Origin of the sequence: Comamonas sp. wu1-DMT (assembly GCF_040187805.1) — a bacterium.
GTDB lineage: Bacteria > Pseudomonadota > Gammaproteobacteria > Burkholderiales > Burkholderiaceae_C > Comamonas > Comamonas thiooxydans.
Genome location: NZ_JBANEM010000004.1, coordinates 176,048 through 199,587, shown reverse-complemented (window position 1 = coordinate 199,587; position 23,540 = coordinate 176,048). Strand labels below are relative to the sequence as shown.

Below are 23,540 nucleotides of genomic sequence, written 5' to 3'. Positions count from 1 at the left end.
TAAGTGACGGCTCTTGAAGCCGGCCACTACGCCCACAAGTGACGAATCAAGCAAACATTCAACAGATTACGGAGAGAATTATGGGAAAAATCATCGGTATTGACCTGGGTACCACCAACAGCTGCGTCGCCATCATGGAGGGTAACAACACCCGCGTGATCGAGAACAGCGAAGGTGCCCGCACCACCCCCTCCATCGTTGCCTATCAAGAAGACGGCGAAATCCTGGTCGGTGCATCCGCCAAGCGCCAGGCCGTCACCAACCCCAAGAACACCATCTACGCTGCCAAGCGCCTGATCGGCCGCAAGTTCGCCGAAGCCGAGGTGCAAAAGGACATCGACCTGATGCCCTTCCAGATCGTCAAGGCCGACAACGGCGACGCCTGGGTGCAAGTGCGCGACCAGAAGCTGGCTCCTCCCCAGATCAGCGCCGAAGTGCTGCGCAAGATGAAGAAGACCGCCGAGGACTTCCTGGGCGAAGCCGTGACCGAGGCCGTCATCACCGTGCCCGCCTACTTCAACGACGCACAGCGCCAGGCCACCAAGGACGCCGGCCGCATCGCAGGCCTGGAAGTCAAGCGCATCATCAACGAACCTACCGCTGCTGCCCTGGCCTTCGGCCTGGACAAGGTGGGCAAGGGCGACCGCAAGGTGGCCGTGTATGACCTGGGCGGTGGTACGTTCGACGTCTCCATCATCGAAATCGCCGACGTGGACGGCGAAAAGCAGTTCGAAGTGCTGTCGACCAACGGCGACACCTTCCTGGGCGGCGAAGATTTCGACCAGCGCATCATCAACTACATCATCGACGAGTTCAAGAAGGAACAAGGCGTCGACCTGTCCAAGGACGTGCTGGCCCTGCAGCGCCTGAAGGAAGCTGCCGAAAAGGCCAAGATCGAGCTGTCGAACTCCGCACAGACCGACATCAACCTGCCCTACATCACCGCCGATGCCACAGGCCCCAAGCACCTGAACATCAAGCTGACCCGCGCCAAGCTGGAATCGCTGGTGGACGATCTGATCGAGCGCACGATTGCACCTTGCCGCACCGCCATCAAGGATGCAGGCATCTCGGTCTCCGACATCCACGACGTGATCCTGGTCGGCGGCATGAGCCGCATGCCCAAGGTGCAGGAAAAGGTCAAGGAATTCTTCGGCAAGGATCCCCGCAAGGATGTGAATCCCGACGAAGCCGTGGCCGTGGGCGCTGCCGTGCAGGGCCAGGTGCTGGGTGGCGAGCGCTCCGACGTGCTGCTGCTGGACGTGACTCCCCTGTCTCTGGGTATCGAAACCCTGGGCGGCGTCATGACCAAGATGATCAGCAAGAACACGACCATTCCCACCAAGTTCGCGCAGACCTTCTCCACGGCTGAAGACAACCAGCCTGCCGTGACCATCAAGGTGTTCCAGGGCGAGCGCGAGATCGCCAGCGCCAACAAGATGCTGGGCGAGTTCAACCTGGAAGGCATTCCGCCCGCAGGTCGTGGCGTGCCCCAGATCGAAGTGACCTTCGACATCGACGCCAACGGCATCCTGAACGTGTCCGCCAAGGACAAGGCTTCCGGCAAGGAAAACAAGATCACCATCAAGGCGAACTCCGGCCTGTCGGAAGAAGAAATCCAGAACATGGTCAAGGATGCTGAGCTGAACGCAGCCGACGACAAGAAGAAGCTGGAGCTGGTGACTGCAAAGAACCAGGGCGAAGCCGCTGTTCACAGCGTCAACAAGAGCCTGGCCGAGCATGGCGACAAGCTGGATGCCGCCGAAAAGAGCGCCATCGAAACTGCCGTCAAGGAGCTGGAAGAAGTGCTCAAGGGCGAGGACAAGGACGCCATCGACGCCAAGACAACGGCCCTGATGACAGCCAGCCAGAAGCTGGGCGAGAAGATGTACGCCGACGCACAGGCCGCTGGCGGTGCCGAAGCTGCTGCTGCCGCAGCAGGTGCCTCCGCCGGTGCCGGCGCCTCGGCTGCCGCTGACGACAACGTGGTTGACGCCGAAGTCAAGGAAGTCAAGAAGGACTAAGCGCGGGCAGGTCCTGGCCTCAAACCATTGACCGCTTGCCGCCGCGCCGAGCTCCCTGGAGCTGGCGCGGCGTTCCTGTTCCATCCGACCGAAAACTCACATGTCCAAACGTGACTACTATGAAGTTCTGGGCGTTGCCAAAAGCGCCTCGGACGATGACATCAAGAAGGCCTATCGCAAGCTGGCGATGAAGTTCCACCCTGACCGCAATCAGGGCGAGAAGGCCAAGGAAGCCGAGGAAAAGTTCAAGGAGGTCAAAGAGGCCTACGAGATGCTTTCCGACAGCCAGAAGCGCGCGGCCTACGACCAGTACGGCCATGCCGGCGTGGATCCCAATCGCGGCATGGGCGGCGGCGAGGGCTTTGGCGGCTTTGCCGAGGCCTTTGGCGATATCTTTGGCGATATGTTCAACGGTGGCGGCCGCGGCGGTCGCGGCGGCCGTCAGGTCTACCGCGGCAACGACCTCAGCTATTCCATGGAAATTACCCTGGAAGAGGCTGCCAAGGGCAAGGATGCCCAGATCCGCATTCCAAGCTGGGACAGCTGCGACACCTGCAGCGGCAGCGGCGCCAAGCCCGGCACCAGCACCAAGACCTGCACCACCTGCAACGGCATGGGCACGGTACAGATGCGCCAGGGCTTTTTCAGCGTGCAGCAGACCTGCCCGCACTGCCGCGGCACAGGCAAGATCATCCCCGAGCCCTGCACGTCCTGCGGCGGCCAGGGCAAGGTCAAGCGCCAGAAGACGCTGGAAGTGAAGATTCCCGCCGGCATCGACGACGGCATGCGCATCCGCTCGGCCGGCAACGGAGAGCCCGGCACCAATGGCGGCCCGGCAGGCGACCTCTATATCGAGATTCGCGTCAAGGACCACGACATCTTCGAGCGCGACGGTGACGATCTGCACTGCAATGTGCCCGTGAGCTTCATCACCGCCGCTCTGGGCGGCGAGATCGAAGTGCCCACGCTGCAAGGCAAGGCGGCGATCGACATCCCTGAAGGCACGCAAGCCGGCAAGCAGTTCCGCCTGCGCGGCAAGGGCATCAAGGGCATCCGCTCCAGCTACCCTGGCGATCTGTACTGCCACATCGTGGTGGAGACTCCAGTCAAGCTCACCGAGTACCAGCGCAAGCTGCTCAAGGACCTGGACGAATCGCTCAAGAAGGGTGGCTCCAAACATTCGCCCAGCGGCGAAAGCTGGACGGACCGCCTGAAGAGTTTCTTCAGCTAGGCCCCTGCACCCCACAAAAAGCCCATCGGCAATGCCTGATGGGCTTTTTTCATGGCTCGCCGATCACTCCTTGGCGGGCTTCCAGTTGCGCACCTCGCGCTGCACCTTCAGCCGCTCTGCGGGGCCCAATGCCTGCTCGGCCGTCTGCATGCGGCTTTGCAGCGAGGGATCCTTGGCATGAGCGATAGCCAGCCAGAAATAGGCCTTGCCCATGTCTTTCTGCACACCCTGACCGCTGACATACATGGCCGCCAGATTCGACTGTGCCAGGGTGTAGCCCTGCTTGGCGGCGCGATCGAACCAGCGCGCCGCCTGGCCTGCATCCTGCGACACGCCCTGGCCGTTGGCATAGAGAAAACCCAGAGACGACTGAGCCGCCGCATTGCCCTGACCGGCGGACTTCTCCAGCCACCGCGCCGCGCGCGTCAGATCCTGCGGCACCAGCGCACCTACGGCATAGATCATGCCGGTGTTGTACTGGGCGTCGGCATGGCCTTTCTCGGCCGCCTGTTCAAACCACTGCAGGGCGGCCCGGCCATCCTCCTTGACGCCCCTGCCGCTGGAGAGCATCACTCCCAGGCTGTACTGGCCTGCAGCCTCGCCACTTTTGGCCGAACGCTCGAACCATTGCACGGCCTGCGCATCATCGGCCGCCACGCCGCGCCCCTCGGCATACATCAGACCCAGATTGTTCTGCGCAATGCCGTCGCCCTGCTCTGCCGCCTTGCGGTACCAGTTCACGGCCTGCACTTCGTCCAGAGTCACGCCCCGCCCGTTGGCGTAGAGCACTCCCAGGTCGGATTGCGCAGGTGCATAGCCCTGGTCGGCCGACTGGCGATACCAGTGCACGGCCTGTGCCAGGTCCTGATTCACACCCTTGCCAAAACGGTAGCGCGAGCCCAGCAGATACTGGGCCTTGGCGTCACCCGCCTGTGCTGCTGCACGCATGGCGGCCAGCTCCTTGGCATCTTCGGCCTGATTGTTCCTGGCCTCCGGCGTCCAATGCTCACGACCCAGCGGAGCTGCCGCTGCCGCACCTGCTGCCGCAGCACCAGCGATCGCTGCATTGCGGCCGGTGCGCCCTTTTTTACCGGCCTTGCCGGCGGACTTGGCCGATGAAGATTTGGCAGCACCTGCAGTCGTGCTCTTGGTGGACTTGGACGATTTGGCTGGCGCGGCCGCACTGGATTTGGCCGGGGGCTTGCCTTTGGCCACAGCTGGCAAGGCAGTGCCGCCCAGCGCCAGCGCAGCCGTCAGCAGGCAGACCTGACCCCAGCAACGGCTGCGGCGCAAGAGGGGCGACCCCGAAGCCATAGCTGGCAACTCGGAAGGCTCACTGTCGGACATCGGATGGTTGGGAACTCTCATGACTCACATTTTTGCAGCGAATAGCGTCGATTCCAGGCTGCTTTACTGACGATTTACTTTGTAAAAAAACACCGGAACTCAGGCAGCAGGAAGACTTCCGCACCTCAGGCCGGATCATGCTTGAACGATTCTGGCATCTAGAGTCTTCGCTATGAAAATGCAAGTACACAAGACTGACAAATGCAACATCGCTTTCCAAGGTCTTGCCAAGTCATCGCAAAGTAAGAAATCACCCATCTCCAAAATTTACCCATCGCCAAGCAAGACATCTCATTCAAAGATGGATGCAGCTAGATTAATCGGTAAAAATGCTGAAAACTTCTCGAAACGAGAAGACTTGAGCCTACCCCATGAAGAATTCAGAGCGCAGTTTTGCGCGCCGCATCGATCTCACCTCGCTTCAGCTGTTCGTCGCCGTGTGCGAACTGGGCAGCATTGGCCGCGCCGCTGAACGCGAGTTCATTGCAGCCTCGGCCGTCAGCAAGCGGCTGTCCGACCTGGAAGCGACGGTGGACACCGCCCTGCTCTATCGCCACAGCCGCGGCGTGACGCTGACGCCGGCCGGCGAGAGCCTGCTGCACCATGCGCGCAATGTGCTCTACGGGCTGGAGCGCATGCAGGGCGAGCTCTCCGAATACGCCGACGGCGTGCGCGGCCATGTGCGCATGCACGCCAATATGTCGGCCATCGTGCAGTTTCTGCCCGAAGACCTGGGAGCCTTTGCGCGCGAACACAGCCAGATCAAGATCGATCTGCAGGAGCACCTGAGCCCCGACGTGCTGAGCGCCGTGGCCGAGGGCACAGCCGATATCGGCATCTGCACGCTGGGCAATATTAGGAGCAGCGAAGGCAATCAGGCCACCGTTCAGCTGACCCAGGGCAATGTGCCGCTGCAGTACCGTAGCTATCGCAAAGACCGATTGGTCGTCGTCGTGCCCGAGCGCCATGCCCTGGCCGACCGCGAAAGCGTCGCCTTCACGGAAGTGCTGGAATGGGACATCGTCAGCCTGCATGCCGGCTCCTCGATCAGCCTGGCCATGCGCGCTGCCGCAGCCCAGGCTGGCCACCCGCTGCACCAGCGCATCCAGGTCACCAGCCTGGACGCCATGTGCCGCATGATCGACAACGGCCTGGGACTGGGCCTGCTGCCCGACCGCGCATTCGAGCTGATGCATGGCGTGGGCCATCTGCGCGCCGTGCAGCTCACCGACGACTGGGCGCACCGCGAACTCTGCGTGGTGGCCCGCGACTTCGAAGCGCTGCCGGTGACCACCCGCCTGCTGGTCGATCACCTCTGCCCCGCCAGCGCCAAGGCTTGAAACATCGCATCAAGCCACAACAGAATCCTCCCAACAAACCAACCTCACGAGACCACCATGGGACGCACCCTCTACGACAAGATTTTTGACGAGCACGTCGTTCACACCGAGGAAGACGGCACCTCCGTCCTCTATATCGACCGCCATCTGGTGCACGAAGTCACCAGCCCCCAGGCCTTCGAAGGCCTGCGCATGGCCGGCCGCAAGCTGTGGCGCGTCAGCTCGGTCGTGGCCACGGCCGACCACAACACCCCCACCGACGGCTGGGAGCGCGGCTATGACGGCATTGCCGACCCCATCAGCAAGGAACAGATCACCACGCTGAACAGCAATATCGCCGAGTTCGGCTCGGCCGCCTTCTTCCCCTTCATGGACAAGGGCCAGGGCATTGTTCACGTCATGGGCCCCGAGCAAGGCGCGACCCTGCCCGGCATGACCGTGGTCTGCGGCGACAGCCACACCTCCACCCACGGCGCTTTCGGCGCGCTGGCCCACGGCATCGGCACCTCCGAGGTCGAGCATGTGATGGCCACCCAGACCCTGCTGGCCAAGAAGGCCAAGAACATGCTGGTGCAGGTCAACGGCAAGGTCGCACCCGGCATCACCGCCAAGGACATCGTGCTGGCCATCATCGGCAAGATCGGCACCGCCGGCGGCACGGGCTACACCATAGAGTTTGCCGGCGAAGCCATCCGCGACCTCAGCGTGGAAGGCCGCATGACGGTCTGCAACATGGCCATCGAAGGCGGCGCCCGCGCAGGTCTCGTGGCCGTGGACGACAAGACCATCAACTACATCAAGGGCCGCCCCCTGGCGCCCACGGGTGGCGAATGGGATGCCGCCGTCACTTACTGGAAGACGCTGCATTCCGACGCCGATGCGAAGTTCGACCGAGTGGTGGAGCTGAACGCCGCCGACATCGTGCCGCAGGTGACCTGGGGCACCAGCCCCGAGATGGTGCTGGGCATCGATGCCGCCGTCCCCGATCCCGACAAGGAAAAAGACTCGAACAAGCGCGGCGCCATCGAACGTGCGCTGACCTATATGGCACTGGAACCCGGCAAGCCCATCAACGACATCTTTGTCGACAAGGTGTTCATTGGCTCCTGCACCAACAGCCGCATCGAGGACATGCGCGAAGCCGCCGCCGTGGTCAAGAAGCTGGGCCAGAAGGTCGCCAAGAACATCAAGCTGGCCATGGTCGTGCCCGGCTCCGGTCTGGTCAAGGAACAGGCCGAGCGCGAAGGCCTGGACCAGATCTTCAAGGCCGCCGGCTTTGAATGGCGCGAACCCGGCTGCTCCATGTGCCTGGCCATGAACGCCGACCGCCTGGAGCCCGGCGAGCGCTGCGCATCGACCTCGAACCGCAACTTCGAAGGCCGTCAGGGCGCCGGCGGCCGCACTCATCTGGTCAGCCCCGCCATGGCCGCTGCGGCAGCCATCCACGGCCACTTTGTCGACATCCGTAAATTTGCGTAACCCCCTGAGTCGCTGCGCGTCTTCCCCCAAGGGGGACGACGGCCTTTGCTGCGGGGCGGCCCTTGCTGGCCGTCTCTGATGCAAGACGCGAACGTCGCCAAGACCAAAGATTCTGGAATCACACCATGCAAAAATTCACCGTGCACAAGGGCCTCGTCGCCCCCATGGACCGCGAGAACGTCGACACCGACGCCATCATCCCCAAGCAGTTCCTCAAGTCCATCAAGAAGACCGGCTTCGGCCCCAATCTGTTTGACGAGTGGCGCTATCTGGACCAGCCCGGCCAGCCCGGCGTGCCCGAAGCCGACCGCAAGCCCAATCCCGACTTCGTGCTCAACCAGCCCCGCTTCAAGGGCGCCAGCATCCTGATCGCGCGCAAGAACTTCGGCTGCGGCTCCAGCCGCGAGCACGCGCCCTGGGCCCTGGACCAGTACGGCTTCCGCGCCATCCTGGCCCCCAGCTTTGCCGACATCTTCTTCAACAACAGCTTCAAGAACGGCCTGCTGCCCATCGTGCTGCCCGAGGCCACGATCGACCAGCTGTTCAACGACGTCGCGGCCTTCCCCGGCTACGAGCTGACCATCGACCTGGAGCGCCAGGTGATCCTAAGGCCCCAAGGCGAAGAAATTGCCTTCGACGTCATCGCCTTTCGCAAGTACTGCCTGCTCAACGGCTTCGACGATATCGGCCTGACCATGCGCCATGCCGACAAGATCAAGGCCTTCGAAGCCGAGCGTCTGGCGCAAAAGCCCTGGCTGGCGCATACATTGATTCAGAAGTAACCCCCTGAGCCGCTTTGCCTAGGCGGCCCCGCGGCTTCCCTCTTTCTCGATGCGTTGCATCGGAAGGGGGACGGCATCTTCGCTGCGGGGCGGCCCTTGCTTGATGCCCCTTGTTTGGGGCGTGCTTGTTTTTAGGTTGCTACCCATAAATGAGCTGCTTGCGCCTTCTATTCATGAACATCAGCATTAATTCAATCTGAAGTCTATGAATAACAAGTGCAAGCAGCTATCAAATTAATCAAAGGAACATCATGAAGATTGCAGTTTTGCCCGGTGATGGCATCGGTCCCGAAATCGTCGCGGAAGCCGTCAAGGTGCTCGAGGCCCTGAATCTGGGTCTGGAGATGGAAACCGCTCCCGTGGGCGGTGCCGGCTATGAAGCTGCCGGCCACCCCCTGCCTCCTGCCACGCTGAAGCTGGCACAGGAAGCCGATGCGATCCTGTTCGGTGCCGTGGGCGACTGGAAGTACGACACGCTGGACCGCCCCCTGCGTCCCGAGCAGGCCATTCTGGGCCTGCGCAAGGCCCTGGGTCTGTTCGCCAACTTCCGCCCCGCCATCTGCTACAAGGAACTGACCCATGCTTCCAGCCTCAAGCCCGAGCTGGTGGCGGGCCTCGATATCCTCATCATCCGCGAACTGACCGGCGACATCTACTTCGGCCAACCGCGCGGCCGCCGTGTGGCTCCCGACGGCCATTTCCCCGGCGCCGAGGAAGCCTTCGACACCATGCGTTATTCGCGCCCCGAGATCGAGCGCATCGCCCATGTCGCCTTCCAGGCCGCCCAAAAGCGCAGCAAGCGCGTGACCAGCGTGGACAAGGCCAATGTGCTGGAAACCTTCCAGCTCTGGAAGGACGTGGTCACCGAAGTCGCCAAGCAGTACCCCGACGTGGCCCTGGACCATATGTATGTGGACAACGCCGCCATGCAGCTGGTCAAGGAACCCAAGCGCTTCGACGTGGTGGTGACCGGCAATATGTTCGGCGACATCCTCTCCGACGAAGCCTCGATGCTGACCGGCTCCATCGGCATGCTGCCCAGCGCCAGCCTCAACGACAAGAAACAAGGCCTGTACGAACCCAGCCACGGCTCGGCTCCCGACATCGCCGGCAAGGGCATTGCCAACCCCCTGGCCACCATTCTGTCGGCCGCCATGATGCTGCGCTTCAGCCTGGGCCAGGAAGCAGCCGCCCTGAAGATCGAAGCCGCCGTGCAAAAGGTGCTGGCCGACGGCCTGCGCACTGCCGACATCTACAGCGAAGGCACGACCAAGGTCAGCACCCGTGAAATGGGTGATGCCGTGGTCAAGGCGCTGGCCGGCGTCTGAGGCACCGAAACCGCTGAAGCCCAGCCGCCGCCGTAAGCGGCGGCTTTGGGTTTGACGCAAAATTCGGCACCAAATAAAACAAAACGTCAAAAATAAATCATTTATTTCGACGTTTTGACTAGAGTTTCAAGCACTTTTAGTTCTTCAAGCTTTGGCTCTAGTCGCTAGAATGACAACTCTTATGTTTGCCGCACGCACCTTCGCTCCCGAAATCGTCACACCCGCAAAGACTGCCGGTGTGAATGCGCGCGCAATCACCATTAAGACGATTACAGGCTGACCCAGCCCGGTTCGTCGCGCGCCCCTTCCGGCCCTGACGAGCCGGACGAATCAGTCTCAAGCTACTGTTTTCAAAACTGAAAGGGCGTTTCAAATGAGCAAGCAATTGGTAGGTTTGGTGGGCTGGCGCGGCATGGTCGGCTCCGTGCTGATGGATCGTATGCAGGCCGAAGGCGACTTCGCGCTGATCCAGCCCGTGTTCTTCTCCACCTCCAATGCCGGCGGCAAGGCCCCGGCCATGGCCACAGTGCACACCGAGCTGAAGGACGCCAACGACATCGCCGAGCTGTCCAAGTGCGACATCATCATCACCTGCCAGGGCGGCGACTACACCAAGGAAGTCTTCCCCAAGATCCGCGCCGCCGGCTGGAACGGCCACTGGATTGACGCCGCCTCCTCGCTACGCATGGAGAACGACGCCGTCATCGTGCTCGACCCCGTCAACGACGACCTGATCCAGCAAAAGCTGGCCGCCGGCGGCAAGAACTGGATTGGCGGCAACTGCACCAACTCCATCTTGCTGATGGGTCTGGGCGGTCTGTTCAAGGCCGGTCTGGTGGAATGGGTCTCCTCCATGACCTACCAGGCCGCATCGGGCGGTGGCGCCAACCACATGCGCGAGCTGCTCAAGGGCATGGGCGTGGTGCACGCCGCCGTCGCCGACGAGCTGGCGACTCCTGCTTCGGCGATTTTGGAAATCGACCGCAAGGTGGCCCAGACCATCCGCGAAGATGTGCCCACCGAATTCTTCGGCGCGCCTCTAGCCGGCGGCCTGATCCCCTGGATCGATGTGCAGCTGCCCAACGGCCAGTCCAAGGAAGAATGGAAGGGCCAGGCCGAGGTCAACAAGATTCTCGGCACCGAAGCCGCCATCCCCGTCGACGGCCTGTGCGTGCGCATCGGCGCCATGCGCTGCCACTCTCTGGCCCTGACCCTGAAGCTCAAGAAGGACCTGCCCCTGGAAGAGATCGAGGCCCTGATCAAGGGCGGCAATCCCTGGGTCAAGTTCGTGGCCAACGACCGCGCACTGACCGTCAAGGAGCTGACTCCTGCTGCCACCACCGGCGGTCTGGAAGTGGCCGTGGGCCGCGTGCGCAAGCTCAACATGGGCCCCGAGTACGTTTCGGCCTTCGTGATCGGTGACCAGCTGCTGTGGGGCGCTGCCGAGCCGCTGCGTCGCATGCTGCGCATCCTGCTGGCTGCCTGATCCCGTCCACCATCAAGCCTGCGAATGGCTTGATCCAGCACAGCAAAGCGCCAGTCATCCTCGTGATGGCCGGCGCTTTTTTCATGTCCAAGCTCCAGGCTTGGGCGACAATTGCCCGCTTATTCGGGCGAATGCAAACCGTCAGCAACCTACATTAAGTTTCATCTCGTTGCCAATCGACAACAATTGAGAGCCTTGCCAGCCATGCTTTTGCTCACATTGCAATAGCGTCGTTGACAATGCAAACTGTGTCCGCCGGGCCGAGAGACCTTTGCCGCCTGCTGGAATTTCCAATTTTTATGTGCACCGCAGCCACAAACCCGATCAAGAACAAGAGGGCTGTAGGCTGCACGAATCAAGTCTGAGCCCTATGCAACGCTGGAAACTATCTGCGCTCGCCGCAGCCACCCTCGCACTGTCAAGCCTCCCGGCCACCGATGCATGGGCATTGGCGCTGGGTCGCATCACGGTGCAGTCGGCTCTGGGCGAGCCCTTGCGTGCCGAGGTCGAGATCCCTCAACTCAGCGCAGCCGAGGCCGACAGCCTGCAGGCAGCTATCGCATCGCCAGCTGCATTCCGTGCCCAGGGCATGGAATTCACGGGCACGGCCAACTCGGTGCGCGTGCAGGTGCAAAAACGTGCCAACGGCTCGGCCGTGCTCAAGCTCAGCAGCTTTCAGCCAGTCAATGATCCCTTTGTCGACCTGGTGATCGATGCCAACTGGGCATCGGGCAAGCTGCAGCGCAACTACACCTTGCTGCTCGACCCTCCTGCAACGCGCCGCCCTGCTCCTGCGCCCACCACCGCTGCCCAGGCCACGCCTGCCGTGGTGCCTGCGCCTGCGCGTCCCGCCGTGACTGCACGCCCGGCGTCCAGCCCTGTCAACACGGCCGGCCGGGACCTGCGCAATGACCGCGATCAGGACGAAGCTGCAACCAAGCCTCAGCGAAAACGCCAGGCCGGCACTGCAGCACCGGCTGGCAGCAGCGATGAAGTTCGCGTCAGGACAGGCGACACCGCAGGTCGCATTGCTGCAGCGCACAAGCCAGCAGGCGTCTCGCTTGATCAGATGCTGGTCGCCATGCTGCGCAGCAACCCGCAGGCCTTTGTCAATGGCAATATCAACCGCATGCGCAGCGGCGCGGTGATTCAGTTGCCCGATCAGGCGGCTGCCCAGGCCACCTCGGCCAAGGAAGCCCGCCAGATCATGGCGGCCCAGTCTCAGGATTTCAACCAGTTCCGCCGTCAACTGGCTGGCGTGGCACCTGTGGCTCCTGTGGAAGCTGCATCGCGCAGCGCTTCCGGCCAGGTTCAGGCCCATGTCGCCGATGCCAAGGCCGCCACCGCAGCCCCCGACAAGCTAACCCTGTCCAAGGGCTCCGTCAAGGGCATGGCCGCCGATGAGCAAGTGGCCCAGCAAAAACAGGCAGCAGACCAGTCTGCGCGTGCCGATGAGCTCAAGCGCAATATGGCCGAGCTAAGCCAGATTGCGGCAGCCACCAAACCTGCAGGTACGGCCGCAGCTCCCGCAGCAAGCGCCCCGGCTGCAGCTGCACCAGCGGCAAGCCCTGCAGTCACCGTACCCGCGGCCAGCGCCGCCAATGCTGCAGCGCCTGCCCTCGCACCGGCTGCTGATGCGGCTGCAACGTCTGCGCCCCCAGCCACACCCGAGGCGGCTGCAGCCGATGCCGGCAAGCCAGGCGACACCGCGCCTGCACCAGCTCCGGCCGAAGGCGAACCGGCACAGGCCGCAGCCGAGCCTGCAGCGCCCGCACCGGCACCGGTTGCACCTCCCAAGCCTATGGCAGCACCGGTCCCCATTCCCGAAGAGCCCAGCTTTATCGACAGCCTGATGGAAGACCCGACCATCCCGCTGGCTGGCGCAGCACTGCTGGCCCTGCTTCTGGGCTATGGCGGCTACCGTGTTTCTCAGCGTCGCAAAGCCGCTGCGGCAGGCGCGGACAGCACACTGGGCGACAGCCAGCTGTCGGCGGACTCCTTCTTCGGCGCCAGCGGCGGCCAGCGCGTGGACACCACGACCAGCAGCAGCCAGATGTCGGGCCAGTCCATGCAGTACTCTCCCAGCCAGCTCGACGCCGGCGATGTGGACCCGCTGGCCGAAGCCGATGTGTACCTGGCTTACGGCCGCGACCTGCAGGCCGAGGAAATCCTCAAGGAAGCGCTGCGCAGCGACCCCAACCGCCTGGTGCTGCACCAGAAGCTGGCTGAAATCTATGCCAAGCGCCATGACCGCATGGCCTACGCATCTGTAGCCAACAACGTCTTTGCCCTGACCCAGGGCAAGGGGCCCGAATGGCAGCGGCTGGCCGATCAGGGCCGTATCCTGGATCCGGAAAATCTGACTTACCAGCTGGGCGGAGCTCCCCAGGCTCATGCAGCGGCAGCTGCGACCCCAAGCGCCTTCAGCCCCACCGATCCCTCAAGCGCCCTGCAAGGCGGCGTGGCCGCCGCCGTGGGCTTCGGCTCGGCACTGGCTGCTGCACAGGCTGCGGAAGCCGCTGCCAGCCACGAAGGGCCACCCACAGAGCCCGCCGGCATGGACTTCGACATGGATCTGGAGCTGCCGGCGGACCTGCCTGACACCGCAGCCAGCGCAGCGCCTGTGGCCTCCGAGCCCGTCTCCTTGCCCAACGAGCAGGATTTCGCGGCACTGGCACAGTGGGACATCCCTGTCACCGCATCCGAGCCAGCACCCGCAGCAGACAATGGCCTGAACCTGAACCTCGACGATCTGGCCTCGTTCAGCCTGCCCGCCACGGCATCTCAAGCCCCGGCCCCTGTCGCAGCTCCCGCGCCCGCCGAGCAAAGCTCCCTGAATGCGCTCGAGTTCGACCTCGACAGCTTCACACTGCCTTCGCAGGCACAGCCCGAGGCCGAGAGCGGACAGGAAACTGCGCCGCTGGAACTATCTTCCAGCCAGGAGCGCCTGGACACAGAGCAGGACATCGAAGCCCTGACCTTGCAGCAACCGGGTGAAGAGGCCGCCAGCCCTGCCGCCTCCCCTGCGCAAGCCGATGTGACCTTCGACCTCAGCGGCCTGTCGCTGGACCTGGGCACATCCGATATCGCTGCGTCAATCGATGCCGTGCCAGCGCCCTCCGAACCCGAAGACCCGCTGGCCACCAAACTGGCCCTGGCCGAAGAGTTCAATGCCATCGGCGACAGCGACGGAGCGCGTACACTGATCGAGGAAGTGATCGCCGAAGCCCATGGCGATCTCAAGGCCAAGGCTCACAGCCTTCTCTCTCAGATTGGTTGATTGATTTGATGCATTCAGACCCCGCGCCGGGAGCCATGCCATGCGCATAGCTCTTGGCGTCAGCTACAACGGTCAGGCCTATCGCGGCTGGCAAAGCCAACCCGATGGCAACACCGTACAAGACAAACTCGAAGCGGCCCTGGGCCGCTTTGCTGCTCAAGAAGTCTCCACCATCTGCGCCGGTCGCACCGATTCCGGTGTGCACGGCCTGATGCAGGTCGTGCACTTTGACACCGAGTTGCAGCGCACGCCCAACTCCTGGGTGCGCGGCACCAACACTTTCCTGCCCAAGGACATCGCCGTGCAATGGGCGGCCGAGGTCGCCGACGGCCCGAATGGCTTCCATTCCCGGGCCTGTGCCACTGCACGCCGCTATGCCTATGTGCTGCTGCAGTCACCCGTGCGCCCCAGCGTCGACCATGGCCGCGTGGGCTGGGTGTTTCAGGCCCTGGATGCGCAGCGCATGCGTGCAGCCGCCGACCTGCTGCTGGGCGAGCATGATTTTTCGTCCTTTCGCGCGGCAGGCTGCCAGGCCAAGAGCCCGGTCAAGACCCTGCGCCGCATCGACATCCACTACCGTCCCGCAGGCCAGGCACCCATGCGCGACGGACAGATGGAATGCGGCTACTGGCGTTTCGAGTTCGAGGGCAGCGCTTTTCTGCACCACATGATCCGCAACATCATGGGCTGCCTGATCTACGTGGGCCAGGGCTCCAAGCCCGTGGAATGGATGCAGCAAGTGCTGGAGGCACGCTCGCGCGAAGTGGCAGCCCCCACCTTCTCCCCTGACGGTCTGTACTTTCTCGGCCCCATTTACGATACGCGCTGGGGCCTGCCTGTAGACACCCCCCCCGTTTGCCTGGCTGCCCTGAGCGGCCAGCGGCCAACGATTGCTGCAACGCCAGAGATTTGCCATGTCTTCCATTGCCCCCCGCACCCGCATCAAGATCTGCGGCCTGACCCGCGAGCAGGATGTCGACGCTGCAGTGGCCGCCGGTGCCGATGCCGTCGGCTTTGTGCTCTATGCGCCAAGCCCGCGCGCCGTGACGCTGCAGCGCGCGGCCGAGCTGGCCCGGCGGCTGCCGCCCTTTGTCACACCTGTTTTGCTTTTTGTGAATGAAACAGCTACCAATGTGATAGCTGCTTGCGCCCTAATACCCAACGCCTGCGTGCAATTTCATGGTGATGAATCGGCAGCAGATTGCGAGGCCGCCACCCGGGGCGTCCAGCCCTGGTTGCGCGCCGCGCGCATACCCCTTGGAGACGATGCGGCGCGATTTGACCTCGTAGAATATGCCCAACGTTATTCAAAGGCCCAAGCCATCCTGCTCGACGCCCATGTCGATGGTTATGGTGGCGGCGGCAAGGCATTCAATTGGTCACTTCTGCCAACAAGCGTCGACTCTCACCTCGTTTTGTCTGGTGGACTCACGCCTGCAAACGTGACCGATGGCATCTTGCAAGTGCGCCCTCGCGGGTTGTCTCTGGCCGTTGATGTGAGCTCTGGAGTCGAGGCCGAAGGCCCCGACGGCAAGCCCCTCAAAGGCATCAAGGATGCCCACAAGATTCATCGCTTCATTGCTGCCGTACGTGCAGCTGATGCCCAAATTTTGCAGACTGACACATGTTTGAATACCAGTATCCCGACGTCCACGGCCATTTCGGCCGCTACGGCGGCAGCTTCGCCAGCGAAACCCTGACCCACGCGCTCACCGAGCTGCGTGAGGCCTACGCAAAGTATCAGAACGACCCCGAATTCATCGCCGAATTCCAGTCCGAGCTGGCACACTATGTAGGCCGTCCCTCGCCCGTCTATCACGCCTCGCGCATGAGCCGTGAAATGGGCGGCGCGCAGATCTATCTGAAGCGCGAGGACCTCAACCACACGGGCGCACACAAGATCAACAATGTGATCGGCCAGGCCATGCTCGCCAAGCGCATGGGCAAGCCGCGCATCATTGCCGAGACAGGTGCCGGCCAGCACGGCGTGGCCACGGCCACCATCTGCGCGCGTTACGGCCTTGAATGCATCGTCTACATGGGCGCCGAGGACGTGAAGCGTCAAAGCCCCAATGTCTACCGCATGAAGCTGCTGGGCGCCACCGTGGTGCCCGTGGAATCGGGCTCCAGAACGCTCAAGGATGCGCTCAACGAAGCCATGCGCGACTGGGTGGCCAATGTGGACAACACCTTCTACATCATCGGCACCGTGGCCGGCCCCCATCCCTATCCCATGATGGTGCGCGACTTCCAGAAAGTCATCGGCGACGAGTGCCTGACGCAGATGCCCGAGTTCCTGGGCGCCGACAAGCAGCCCGACGCGGTAGTCGCCTGCGTGGGCGGCGGCAGCAATGCCATGGGCATCTTCTACCCCTATATCCCCTACGAGAACACCCAGCTGTTCGGCGTGGAAGCGGCGGGCGAAGGCCTGGAGTCCGGCAAGCACTCGGCCTCGCTGCAAAAAGGCAGCTCGGGCGTGCTGCACGGCAACCGCACCTTCATCCTGCAGGACGAAAACGGCCAGATCACCGAGACGCACTCGGTGAGCGCCGGCCTGGATTACCCCGGCGTGGGCCCTGAACATGCATGGTTGCAGGAAATCGGCCGTGCCCAGTATGTGGGCATCACCGATCAGGAGGCGCTGGACGCCTTCCACTATCTGTGCCGCGCCGAAGGCATCATCCCGGCTCTCGAGTCCAGCCACGCCGTGGCCTATGCCATGAAGCTGGCCAAGACCATGCGCGCCGACCAGTCGATTCTCGTCAGCCTATCGGGCCGTGGCGACAAGGACATCGGCACCGTGGCCGACCTCTCGGGTGCCGAATATTTCGACCGCCCCTCCATGCGCGGTCTCACCGTCAAGGGCGCTCCCGGACATGATGCAGCCAAGACTGCCGCAGGGGGCAACAAGTTATGAGCCGAATTACCGCCACTTTCAGCAAGCTCAAGGAAGAAGGCCGCAAGGCCCTGATTCCCTATGTGACTGCAGGCTTTCCATTTGCCGCCATCACCCCCTCCCTCATGCACGGCATGGTGGAAGCCGGTGCCGACGTGATTGAGCTGGGCGTGCCCTTCTCGGACCCCATGGCCGACGGCCCCACCATCCAGCGCGCGGGCGACAAAGCCATCGCCAACGGCGTGGGCCTGAGCCAGGTACTGGCCTATGTGGCCGAGTTCCGCAAAAAGGATCAGACCACGCCCGTGGTGCTGATGGGCTATGCCAACCCCGTGGAACGCTACGACCAGATCCATGGCGAGGATGCCTTCGTCAACCATGCGGCGGCTGCCGGCGTCGATGGCGTGCTGATCGTGGACTATCCGCCCGAGGAGTGCGAAGAGTTTGCAGCCAAGCTCAAGGCCCGCGACATGGACCTGATCTTCCTGCTGGCTCCCACCAGCACCGAGGAGCGCATGCAGCAGGTGGCGCGCGTGGCCAGCGGCTATGTCTACTATGTCTCGCTCAAGGGCGTGACCGGTTCGGGCGCACTGGACACTTCGGCCGTGGAGGCCATGCTGCCGCGCATTCGCCAGCATGTCAGCGTGCCCGTGGGCGTGGGTTTCGGCATTCGCGATGCCCAAACCGCACAGACCGTGGGCCAGGTTGCCGACGCCGTCATCATCGGCAGCCGCATCATTGACCTGCTCGACAACCAGCCCCACGAGAAGATCGTTCCTTTGGCAATAGACTTTCTGCGTGGTGTGCGAAAGGCTCTCGACGCATAATGCTGCCCTGAAATCAGCCACCCCCTGAGCGGCTTCGCTGCTTCCCCCTTGAAGGGGGACGACAGCCTCGCAGCGGGGCGGCCCTTGCTCGCTGTCCCTGACCGGGATTGCGCCAGTGCCTGCGCCGCGCCGCCCTCATGGGTTGCGGGTGGCGCGCAGTGCAGTGGAAACTGAAAAGGAAATAACCATGTCCTGGCTTGAAAAACTTCTGCCTGCAAAAATCCAGCAGACCAATCCGACGGAACGCCACCAGCAGATTCCCGAAGGTCTGTGGATCAAGTGCCCCAGCTGCGAAACCGTTCTGTACAAGACCGATCTGGAAAAGAACCAGAACGTCTGCCCGACCTGCGGCCACCACCACCGCATCGGCGCGCGCGCGCGTCTGAACCATTTCCTCGATGCCGAAGGCCGCTATGAAATCGCTCAGGAAGTCATTCCTGTCGACCCGCTGAAATTCAAGGACAGCCGCAAGTACCCCGAGCGTCTGAAGGAAGCGCTGGAGAACACCGGCGAGACCGATGCACTGATCGTCATGGGCGGCTCCGTCAAGAGCATCAATGTGGTCGTGGCCTGCTTCGAGTTCGACTTCATGGGCGGCTCCATGGGTTCCGTGGTCGGCGAACGCTTTGTGCGCGGCGTGGAAACCGCCATCGAGCAGAAAGTGCCTTTCATCTGCTTCACCGCCACCGGTGGTGCCCGCATGCAGGAAGGTCTGCTGTCGCTGATGCAAATGGCCAAGACCAATGCCGCGCTGACACGTCTGGCCAAGAAGGGTCTGCCCTATATCTCCGTGCTGACCGACCCGACCATGGGCGGTGTGTCCGCCGGCTTCGCCTTCGTGGGCGATATCGTGATCGCCGAGCCCAAGGCCCTGATCGGCTTTGCCGGCCCCCGCGTGATCGAAACCACCGTGCGTGTGAAACTGCCCGAAGGCTTCCAGCGCGCCGAGTTCCTGCAGGACAAAGGTGCCGTGGACATGATCGTGGACCGCCGCGAGCTGCGTGATCGCGTCTCCAGCTCTCTGGCCATGCTGCAACGCCTGCCTGCGGACGCCGTGGAATAAGCACCGGCCGACCAAAAGCAAAAAGGCTGACGCAGCATTCATCTGCGTCAGCCTTTTTTTTTGTCGGTTTTAGCGCCTCGGAACATCCAAAACACACCGTACAGCATGCTTTGGAATTGACGAGGTTTCATCCGCAAACCTCAAGGCGATACGGCTTTCCCGGCCCGGGCAGCCCCCTAGCGCACACCGGCAATCATGGACAGGCCGCCAGCCTGCACATAGTTGAGCACCATCAGCAGCACCTGCAGGCCAATCAGGGCAATCAACGCCGAAAAGTCCACATTGCCTATCAGGGGCACCACCTTGCGGATAGGTGCTACCAGCGGATCGGCCAGACGCTGCAGCACACCGTAGATCGGCGAATAGGGCTGCACCCAGGACAGGATGGCGTAGATCAGCAAGATGCCCATCATGCCGGACAGAATGACCTTGATCAGCCCGCACAGCGCCAGCCATGGCAACGCCAGAACCGATCCCTTGCCACCCAGCAGCAGCCAGATCAGCAGCACCTGCGCCAGCTGCAGCAGCAAGGCAGCAATCAGGCTGGATTTGTCCCAGCGCCCCTTGGCGGGAACGACTTTGCGCAACGGCATGACGATCCAGTCGCTCAGCGCAAAGACCAGTTGTCCCACGGGATTGCCAAAAGGCACACGCTGCGCCTGCATGTACATGCGCAGCAGGCAGGCCCCGCTGATCAACCCGACAACGACATCCAGCAGAAACAAAACGATTTCAAACAGCATGTGACCCAATTCAGAAAACAGTGAGCAACTCACCCATTCGTGGGATGATAGCCGGGCACCATGACTGATACACAAAGTCTGCATTCCCTGCCCCTGTTCCCGCTGAACACGGTGCTGTTTCCTGAAGGCCTGCTGAGCCTGCAGGTCTTCGAGGTGCGTTATCTGGACATGATCCGCAAATGCCAGCATGCCGACGCCCCTTTCGGCGTGGTTGCGCTGCAGTCGGGACAGGAGGTGCGCAAGGCCGGCGCCCAGACCGAGCGCCTGCACTCGGAGGGCGTGCTGGCCCATATCGCCCGGCTCGATTCCCCTCAGCCCGGACTGCTGCACCTGCAATGCAAGGGCGTCCAGCGCTTTCACATCCAGCGCTGCTGGCAACTGCCGCATGGCCTGTGGGTAGCCGATGTCGCCATGCTGCCCGACGACCCCAAGGTCACTGTCCCCAAGCATTTGCTCAGCACCTCCTATGCACTGGCTCAGGCCTTGCTGAACTTGCGCAGCCACGACCCCGACCACGCGCAACTGCCCACTCCGACGCAGATGCACGACTGCGCCTGGGTTGCCAATCGCTGGGCCGAGATGCTGCCCCTGCCGGTGCGGGTCAAGCAGCAGCTCATGACACTGGATGCCCCGCTGCTGCGACTGGAGCTGATTGCCGATGTGCTGGAGCAAAGCGGCATTACCGGATCAGGCCCACAGGAGGAAGCCTGAATTTGACTCCTCCCTTTAACGGCGGTGTAGAAACACTACTTTTTCGGCAGCATTCAGCTGGCTGGCTCGGCTGCAGTCTGGGCCATAGAGGCGACATTCCGCAGTTCCTGCGAGCGCTTTGCCCGGTCGCTTACCGCTGACTCGGCAAAAAACTTAAAATCACCGGTTTCGGGCAGCGGCTATCCTTGCCGTGCCCCCATTCCTGGCCTCCAACCGGCGCTTGTCGCTGGCGCTCTCTTTTCATGACTGAACAAAACATCTCTTCTGCGGCAGAAAACACCGCCCCTCAGGACGAAAACAAACTCATCGCCGAGCGCCGCGAAAAACTCAAAGCCCTGCGCGAGTCTTCCAAGGCCAACGGCGGCGTTGCCTTTCCCAACGACTTCAAGCCCGAGCATCGCGCAGCAGCCCTGATCGCCGAGCACAGCGACAAGGATGCCGAAGCCCTGGACGCTGCAGCCGTCGCCGTCAGCGTGGCTGGCCGCATGATGCTCAAGCGCGTGATGGGCAAGGCCAGCTTTGCCACCGTACAGGACGCCACGGGTCGTATCCAGGCCTATGTCACCCGCGATGCCGTGGGTGAAGAGGTCTACGCCGACTTCAAGAAATGGGATCTGGGCGACATCATCTCCGTCGAAGGTCAGCTCATGAAGACCAAGACCGGCGAGCTGTCGATCAAGGCCACGAAGATCCGCCTGCTCACCAAGAGCCTGCGCCCCATGCCCGACAAGTTCCACGGCATGGCCGACCTGGAGCAGAAGGTGCGCCAGCGCTATGTGGACCTGATGACCGACGAAGAAGCCCGCAAGCGCTTCGTGGCCCGCAGCAAGGCTGTGGCCGGCATCCGCGACTTCATGGTCGAACACGGCTTCCTGGAAGTCGAGACACCCATGCTGCACCCCATCCCCGGCGGTGCCAATGCCAAGCCCTTCATCACCCACCACAATGCGCTGGACCAGGAGATGTACCTGCGCATCGCGCCCGAGCTCTACCTCAAGCGCCTGATCGTCGGCGGTTTCGAGCGCGTGTTCGAGATCAACCGCAACTTCCGCAACGAAGGTATCTCGGTGCGCCACAACCCCGAGTTCACCATGATGGAGTTCTACGCGGCCTACTGGAACTACCAGGATCTGATGGACTACACCGAAAAGCTGATCCGCGACGCGGCCATGAAGGCCGTTGGCACGCTGGAGCTGAGCTATGGCGGCAAGCCCGTGGACCTGGCCAAGCCCTTCGAACGCCTGACCATCCCCGAAGCCATCGTCAAATACACCGAAGCCGGCGACAACGTGGGCAACCGCGAATGGCTGACCAATGCCCTGAAGAAGTTGGGCATGAAGGAAGACAAGGACAAGCTGTCCACCCGCACCCTGGCCAGCCTGCAGGTGCTGTACTTCGAAGAGGTGGTGGAAGATAAGCTGTGGAACCCCACCTTCATCATGGAACACCCCACCGAGATCTCGCCGCTGGCGCGCGCCAACGACGAGCGCCCCGAAGTGACCGAGCGCTTCGAGCTCTACATCACGGGCCGCGAATTCGGCAACGGCTTCTCCGAGCTCAATGACGCCGAAGACCAGGCCGCCCGCTTCAATGCCCAGGTGGAAGCCAAGGACGGAGGCGACGACGAAGCCATGTACTTCGACCACGACTTTGTGCGCGCCCTGGAATACGGCATGCCTCCCACCGGCGGCTGCGGCATCGGTATCGACCGCTTCATGATGCTGCTGACCGACAGCGCCAGCATCCGCGACGTGATTCTGTTCCCGGCATTGCGCCGCGAGGTCTGAGAAGCGGCTGTGCGCCCGGCTCGGGCGTTGCGGAACAACATGGCCTGACGAGCCGAGGACGATCCGCGACTGAGACACCAATAGCCACCGGCACAGCCAGATTGCGCACCGGCCATGATTCAAAATAGGCTGTCGCAATACTGGCTGGCTATACTGCTTGACATGCAGATTCCCCAATACTGGGCTCAGGCAAGACTACGTCATCAGACCGGCGTACGCCATGGCGTCACCGTTCAACGCTGGGGCTGGTCTGACAACAGCGAGTCCGATGCCCAGGCTCATGCTCAGCAAAGAGCACAGCAGGCACTGGAGACAGCTCTCGCTGCCGCTGCCAAGCGCAACCTGCCCGAATACTTCGAGCGCATGGAATGGCGCACCGAATACGGGCTGGACGGCGGCACACCCATTCGCGAAGAGGTGTTGGAGCGGCGTGATGAATCCGTCATGACGCGCAACAGCTATGGCGCACACTGCCTGAATACAGAGAACGTGGCCATTGCCGATATCGACTTTCCACATCAGAAAAAGCCTGCCCGCTTCCCTGTCATTTCGTCGCTGCTGCTGGCTCTGGCCCTGCCCTGGCTGTGGATGACCCCGCTGACCTGGAGTCTCGGTGTGGCGATGTTGATGCTGTTGGTGGCCAGCATCGGCCTGGTCTTCTGGTCAGGCCTGAAGCAATGGCTGCATGCCCGCCAGACGCAGCGCAACAATGCCCGCCTGCCACCGCCTGTGGATATTGCACTGGCAAAAGTTCGGGCGTTCTCAGCCAGGCACCCGGACTGGGGCTTGCGCGTCTACGAAACGCCCAAAGGACTGCGCGTCATTGTCACCCACGCCGCACTCGCCCCCTCCTCGCCCGAGGTCCAGGGGCTGTTCCAGCAACTGGAGGTTGATCCGCTCTACGCCATGCTGTGCAACCAGCAGCAGTGCTTTCGCGCCCGAGTCAGCGGCAAACCATGGCGCATGGGCCTGAACGGTCTGTCGGGCCAGGAAAGGCGCTGGCCCCTGTCTGCCGCCTCTCAGACTGCACGCCAGCAGTGGGTGTCGGTTTATGAAACAAGATCGACGCAGTTCGCGGCCTGCCGCTTTATCGATCAACTGGGCGCGACGACGCTGTGTTCAGCGGCACAGACTTTCGTCATCTGGCACGATGAACGCAGCAAAGCGCACTCCTCTCTGGCATTGGCCTGAGCATGTCCGTGACCATTCACAAAGC

17 protein-coding genes and 1 pseudogene are annotated in these 23,540 nt (G+C 62.5%); 16 read left to right on the top strand and 2 right to left on the bottom strand.

Annotated elements, in window-relative coordinates; all coding sequences use genetic code 11:
- Positions 1 to 80: 80 nt before the first annotated feature.
- Complete coding sequence (dnaK, locus tag V8Z78_RS08605; RefSeq protein WP_046461225.1) at positions 81 to 2,024, top strand: molecular chaperone DnaK; 1,944 nt, start codon at positions 81 to 83, stop codon at positions 2,022 to 2,024.
- A 100-nt stretch (positions 2,025 to 2,124) separates the two neighbouring features.
- Positions 2,125 to 3,255: a molecular chaperone DnaJ gene (dnaJ, locus tag V8Z78_RS08600; RefSeq protein ID WP_003064279.1), complete on the top strand. Its 1,131-nt coding sequence runs from the start codon at positions 2,125 to 2,127 to the stop codon at positions 3,253 to 3,255.
- 63 nt (positions 3,256 to 3,318) lie between these two features.
- Here dnaJ and V8Z78_RS08595 read toward each other — a convergent pair whose 3' ends face one another.
- Positions 3,319 to 4,623: a tetratricopeptide repeat protein gene (locus V8Z78_RS08595; RefSeq protein WP_349731235.1), complete on the bottom strand. Its 1,305-nt coding sequence runs from the start codon at positions 4,621 to 4,623 to the stop codon at positions 3,319 to 3,321.
- 350 nt (positions 4,624 to 4,973) lie between these two features.
- Between V8Z78_RS08595 and V8Z78_RS08590 the strand changes: the two genes are divergently transcribed.
- The 11 genes and pseudogenes from V8Z78_RS08590 to accD all read left to right on the top strand — a co-directional run bounded on the left by V8Z78_RS08590 (position 4,974) and on the right by accD (position 19,083).
- Entirely contained in the window at positions 4,974 to 5,942 is a 969-nt protein-coding gene (locus V8Z78_RS08590; RefSeq protein WP_003064272.1) for a LysR family transcriptional regulator, read from the top strand.
- 57 nt (positions 5,943 to 5,999) lie between these two features.
- Complete coding sequence (leuC, locus tag V8Z78_RS08585) at positions 6,000 to 7,421, top strand: 3-isopropylmalate dehydratase large subunit (RefSeq protein WP_003064269.1); 1,422 nt, start codon at positions 6,000 to 6,002, stop codon at positions 7,419 to 7,421.
- A 125-nt stretch (positions 7,422 to 7,546) separates the two neighbouring features.
- Positions 7,547 to 8,203, top strand: a complete 657-nt coding sequence (gene leuD, locus V8Z78_RS08580) for a 3-isopropylmalate dehydratase small subunit (protein ID WP_003057935.1) — start codon at positions 7,547 to 7,549, stop codon at positions 8,201 to 8,203.
- A gap of 251 nt (positions 8,204 to 8,454) precedes the next feature.
- Complete coding sequence (gene leuB / locus V8Z78_RS08575; protein WP_046461223.1) at positions 8,455 to 9,531, top strand: 3-isopropylmalate dehydrogenase; 1,077 nt, start codon at positions 8,455 to 8,457, stop codon at positions 9,529 to 9,531.
- 373 nt (positions 9,532 to 9,904) lie between these two features.
- A complete protein-coding gene (gene asd, locus V8Z78_RS08570) occupies positions 9,905 to 11,017 on the top strand; it encodes an aspartate-semialdehyde dehydrogenase (RefSeq protein WP_349731234.1) in 1,113 nt (370 codons plus the stop codon).
- A gap of 370 nt (positions 11,018 to 11,387) precedes the next feature.
- Entirely contained in the window at positions 11,388 to 14,297 is a 2,910-nt protein-coding gene (locus V8Z78_RS08565; protein ID WP_349731233.1) for a motility hub landmark protein FimV, read from the top strand.
- Positions 14,298 to 14,337: 40 nt separating this feature from the next.
- Positions 14,338 to 15,169 (top strand): annotated as a pseudogene (gene truA, locus V8Z78_RS08560) (tRNA pseudouridine(38-40) synthase TruA).
- Between the two features lie 42 nt (positions 15,170 to 15,211).
- The gene (locus tag V8Z78_RS08555) at positions 15,212 to 15,997 is read left to right on the top strand and encodes a phosphoribosylanthranilate isomerase (RefSeq protein ID WP_003064251.1); all 786 of its coding nucleotides are present in this window, start codon (positions 15,212 to 15,214) and stop codon (positions 15,995 to 15,997) included.
- The gene (gene trpB / locus V8Z78_RS08550; protein WP_349731232.1) at positions 15,922 to 17,214 is read left to right on the top strand and encodes a tryptophan synthase subunit beta; all 1,293 of its coding nucleotides are present in this window, start codon (positions 15,922 to 15,924) and stop codon (positions 17,212 to 17,214) included. The genes V8Z78_RS08555 and trpB overlap by 76 nt, the downstream gene beginning before the upstream one ends.
- Positions 17,211 to 18,020, top strand: a complete 810-nt coding sequence (gene trpA / locus V8Z78_RS08545) for a tryptophan synthase subunit alpha (RefSeq protein WP_003064247.1) — start codon at positions 17,211 to 17,213, stop codon at positions 18,018 to 18,020. Before trpB ends, trpA begins: the two co-directional genes overlap by 4 nt.
- Before the next feature lie 187 nt (positions 18,021 to 18,207).
- On the top strand, positions 18,208 to 19,083 hold the full coding sequence (gene accD, locus V8Z78_RS08540) for an acetyl-CoA carboxylase, carboxyltransferase subunit beta (RefSeq protein WP_003064244.1): 876 nt from the start codon (positions 18,208 to 18,210) through the stop codon (positions 19,081 to 19,083).
- Positions 19,084 to 19,259: 176 nt separating this feature from the next.
- Here the strand turns inward: accD and V8Z78_RS08535 are convergent, their stop codons facing one another.
- Entirely contained in the window at positions 19,260 to 19,826 is a 567-nt protein-coding gene (locus V8Z78_RS08535) for a YggT family protein (RefSeq protein ID WP_003064241.1), read from the bottom strand.
- A 60-nt stretch (positions 19,827 to 19,886) separates the two neighbouring features.
- Here V8Z78_RS08535 and V8Z78_RS08530 point away from each other — a divergent pair, with 60 nt between their 5' ends.
- The 3 genes from V8Z78_RS08530 to V8Z78_RS08520 all read left to right on the top strand — a co-directional run bounded on the left by V8Z78_RS08530 (position 19,887) and on the right by V8Z78_RS08520 (position 23,515).
- A complete protein-coding gene (locus V8Z78_RS08530; RefSeq protein ID WP_349731230.1) occupies positions 19,887 to 20,537 on the top strand; it encodes an LON peptidase substrate-binding domain-containing protein in 651 nt (216 codons plus the stop codon).
- Positions 20,538 to 20,779: 242 nt separating this feature from the next.
- Positions 20,780 to 22,324, top strand: a complete 1,545-nt coding sequence (gene lysS / locus V8Z78_RS08525) for a lysine--tRNA ligase (RefSeq protein WP_003064235.1) — start codon at positions 20,780 to 20,782, stop codon at positions 22,322 to 22,324.
- A 162-nt stretch (positions 22,325 to 22,486) separates the two neighbouring features.
- Positions 22,487 to 23,515: a hypothetical protein gene (locus V8Z78_RS08520; protein WP_034361865.1), complete on the top strand. Its 1,029-nt coding sequence runs from the start codon at positions 22,487 to 22,489 to the stop codon at positions 23,513 to 23,515.
- The last annotated feature ends 25 nt before the right edge of the window (positions 23,516 to 23,540 follow it).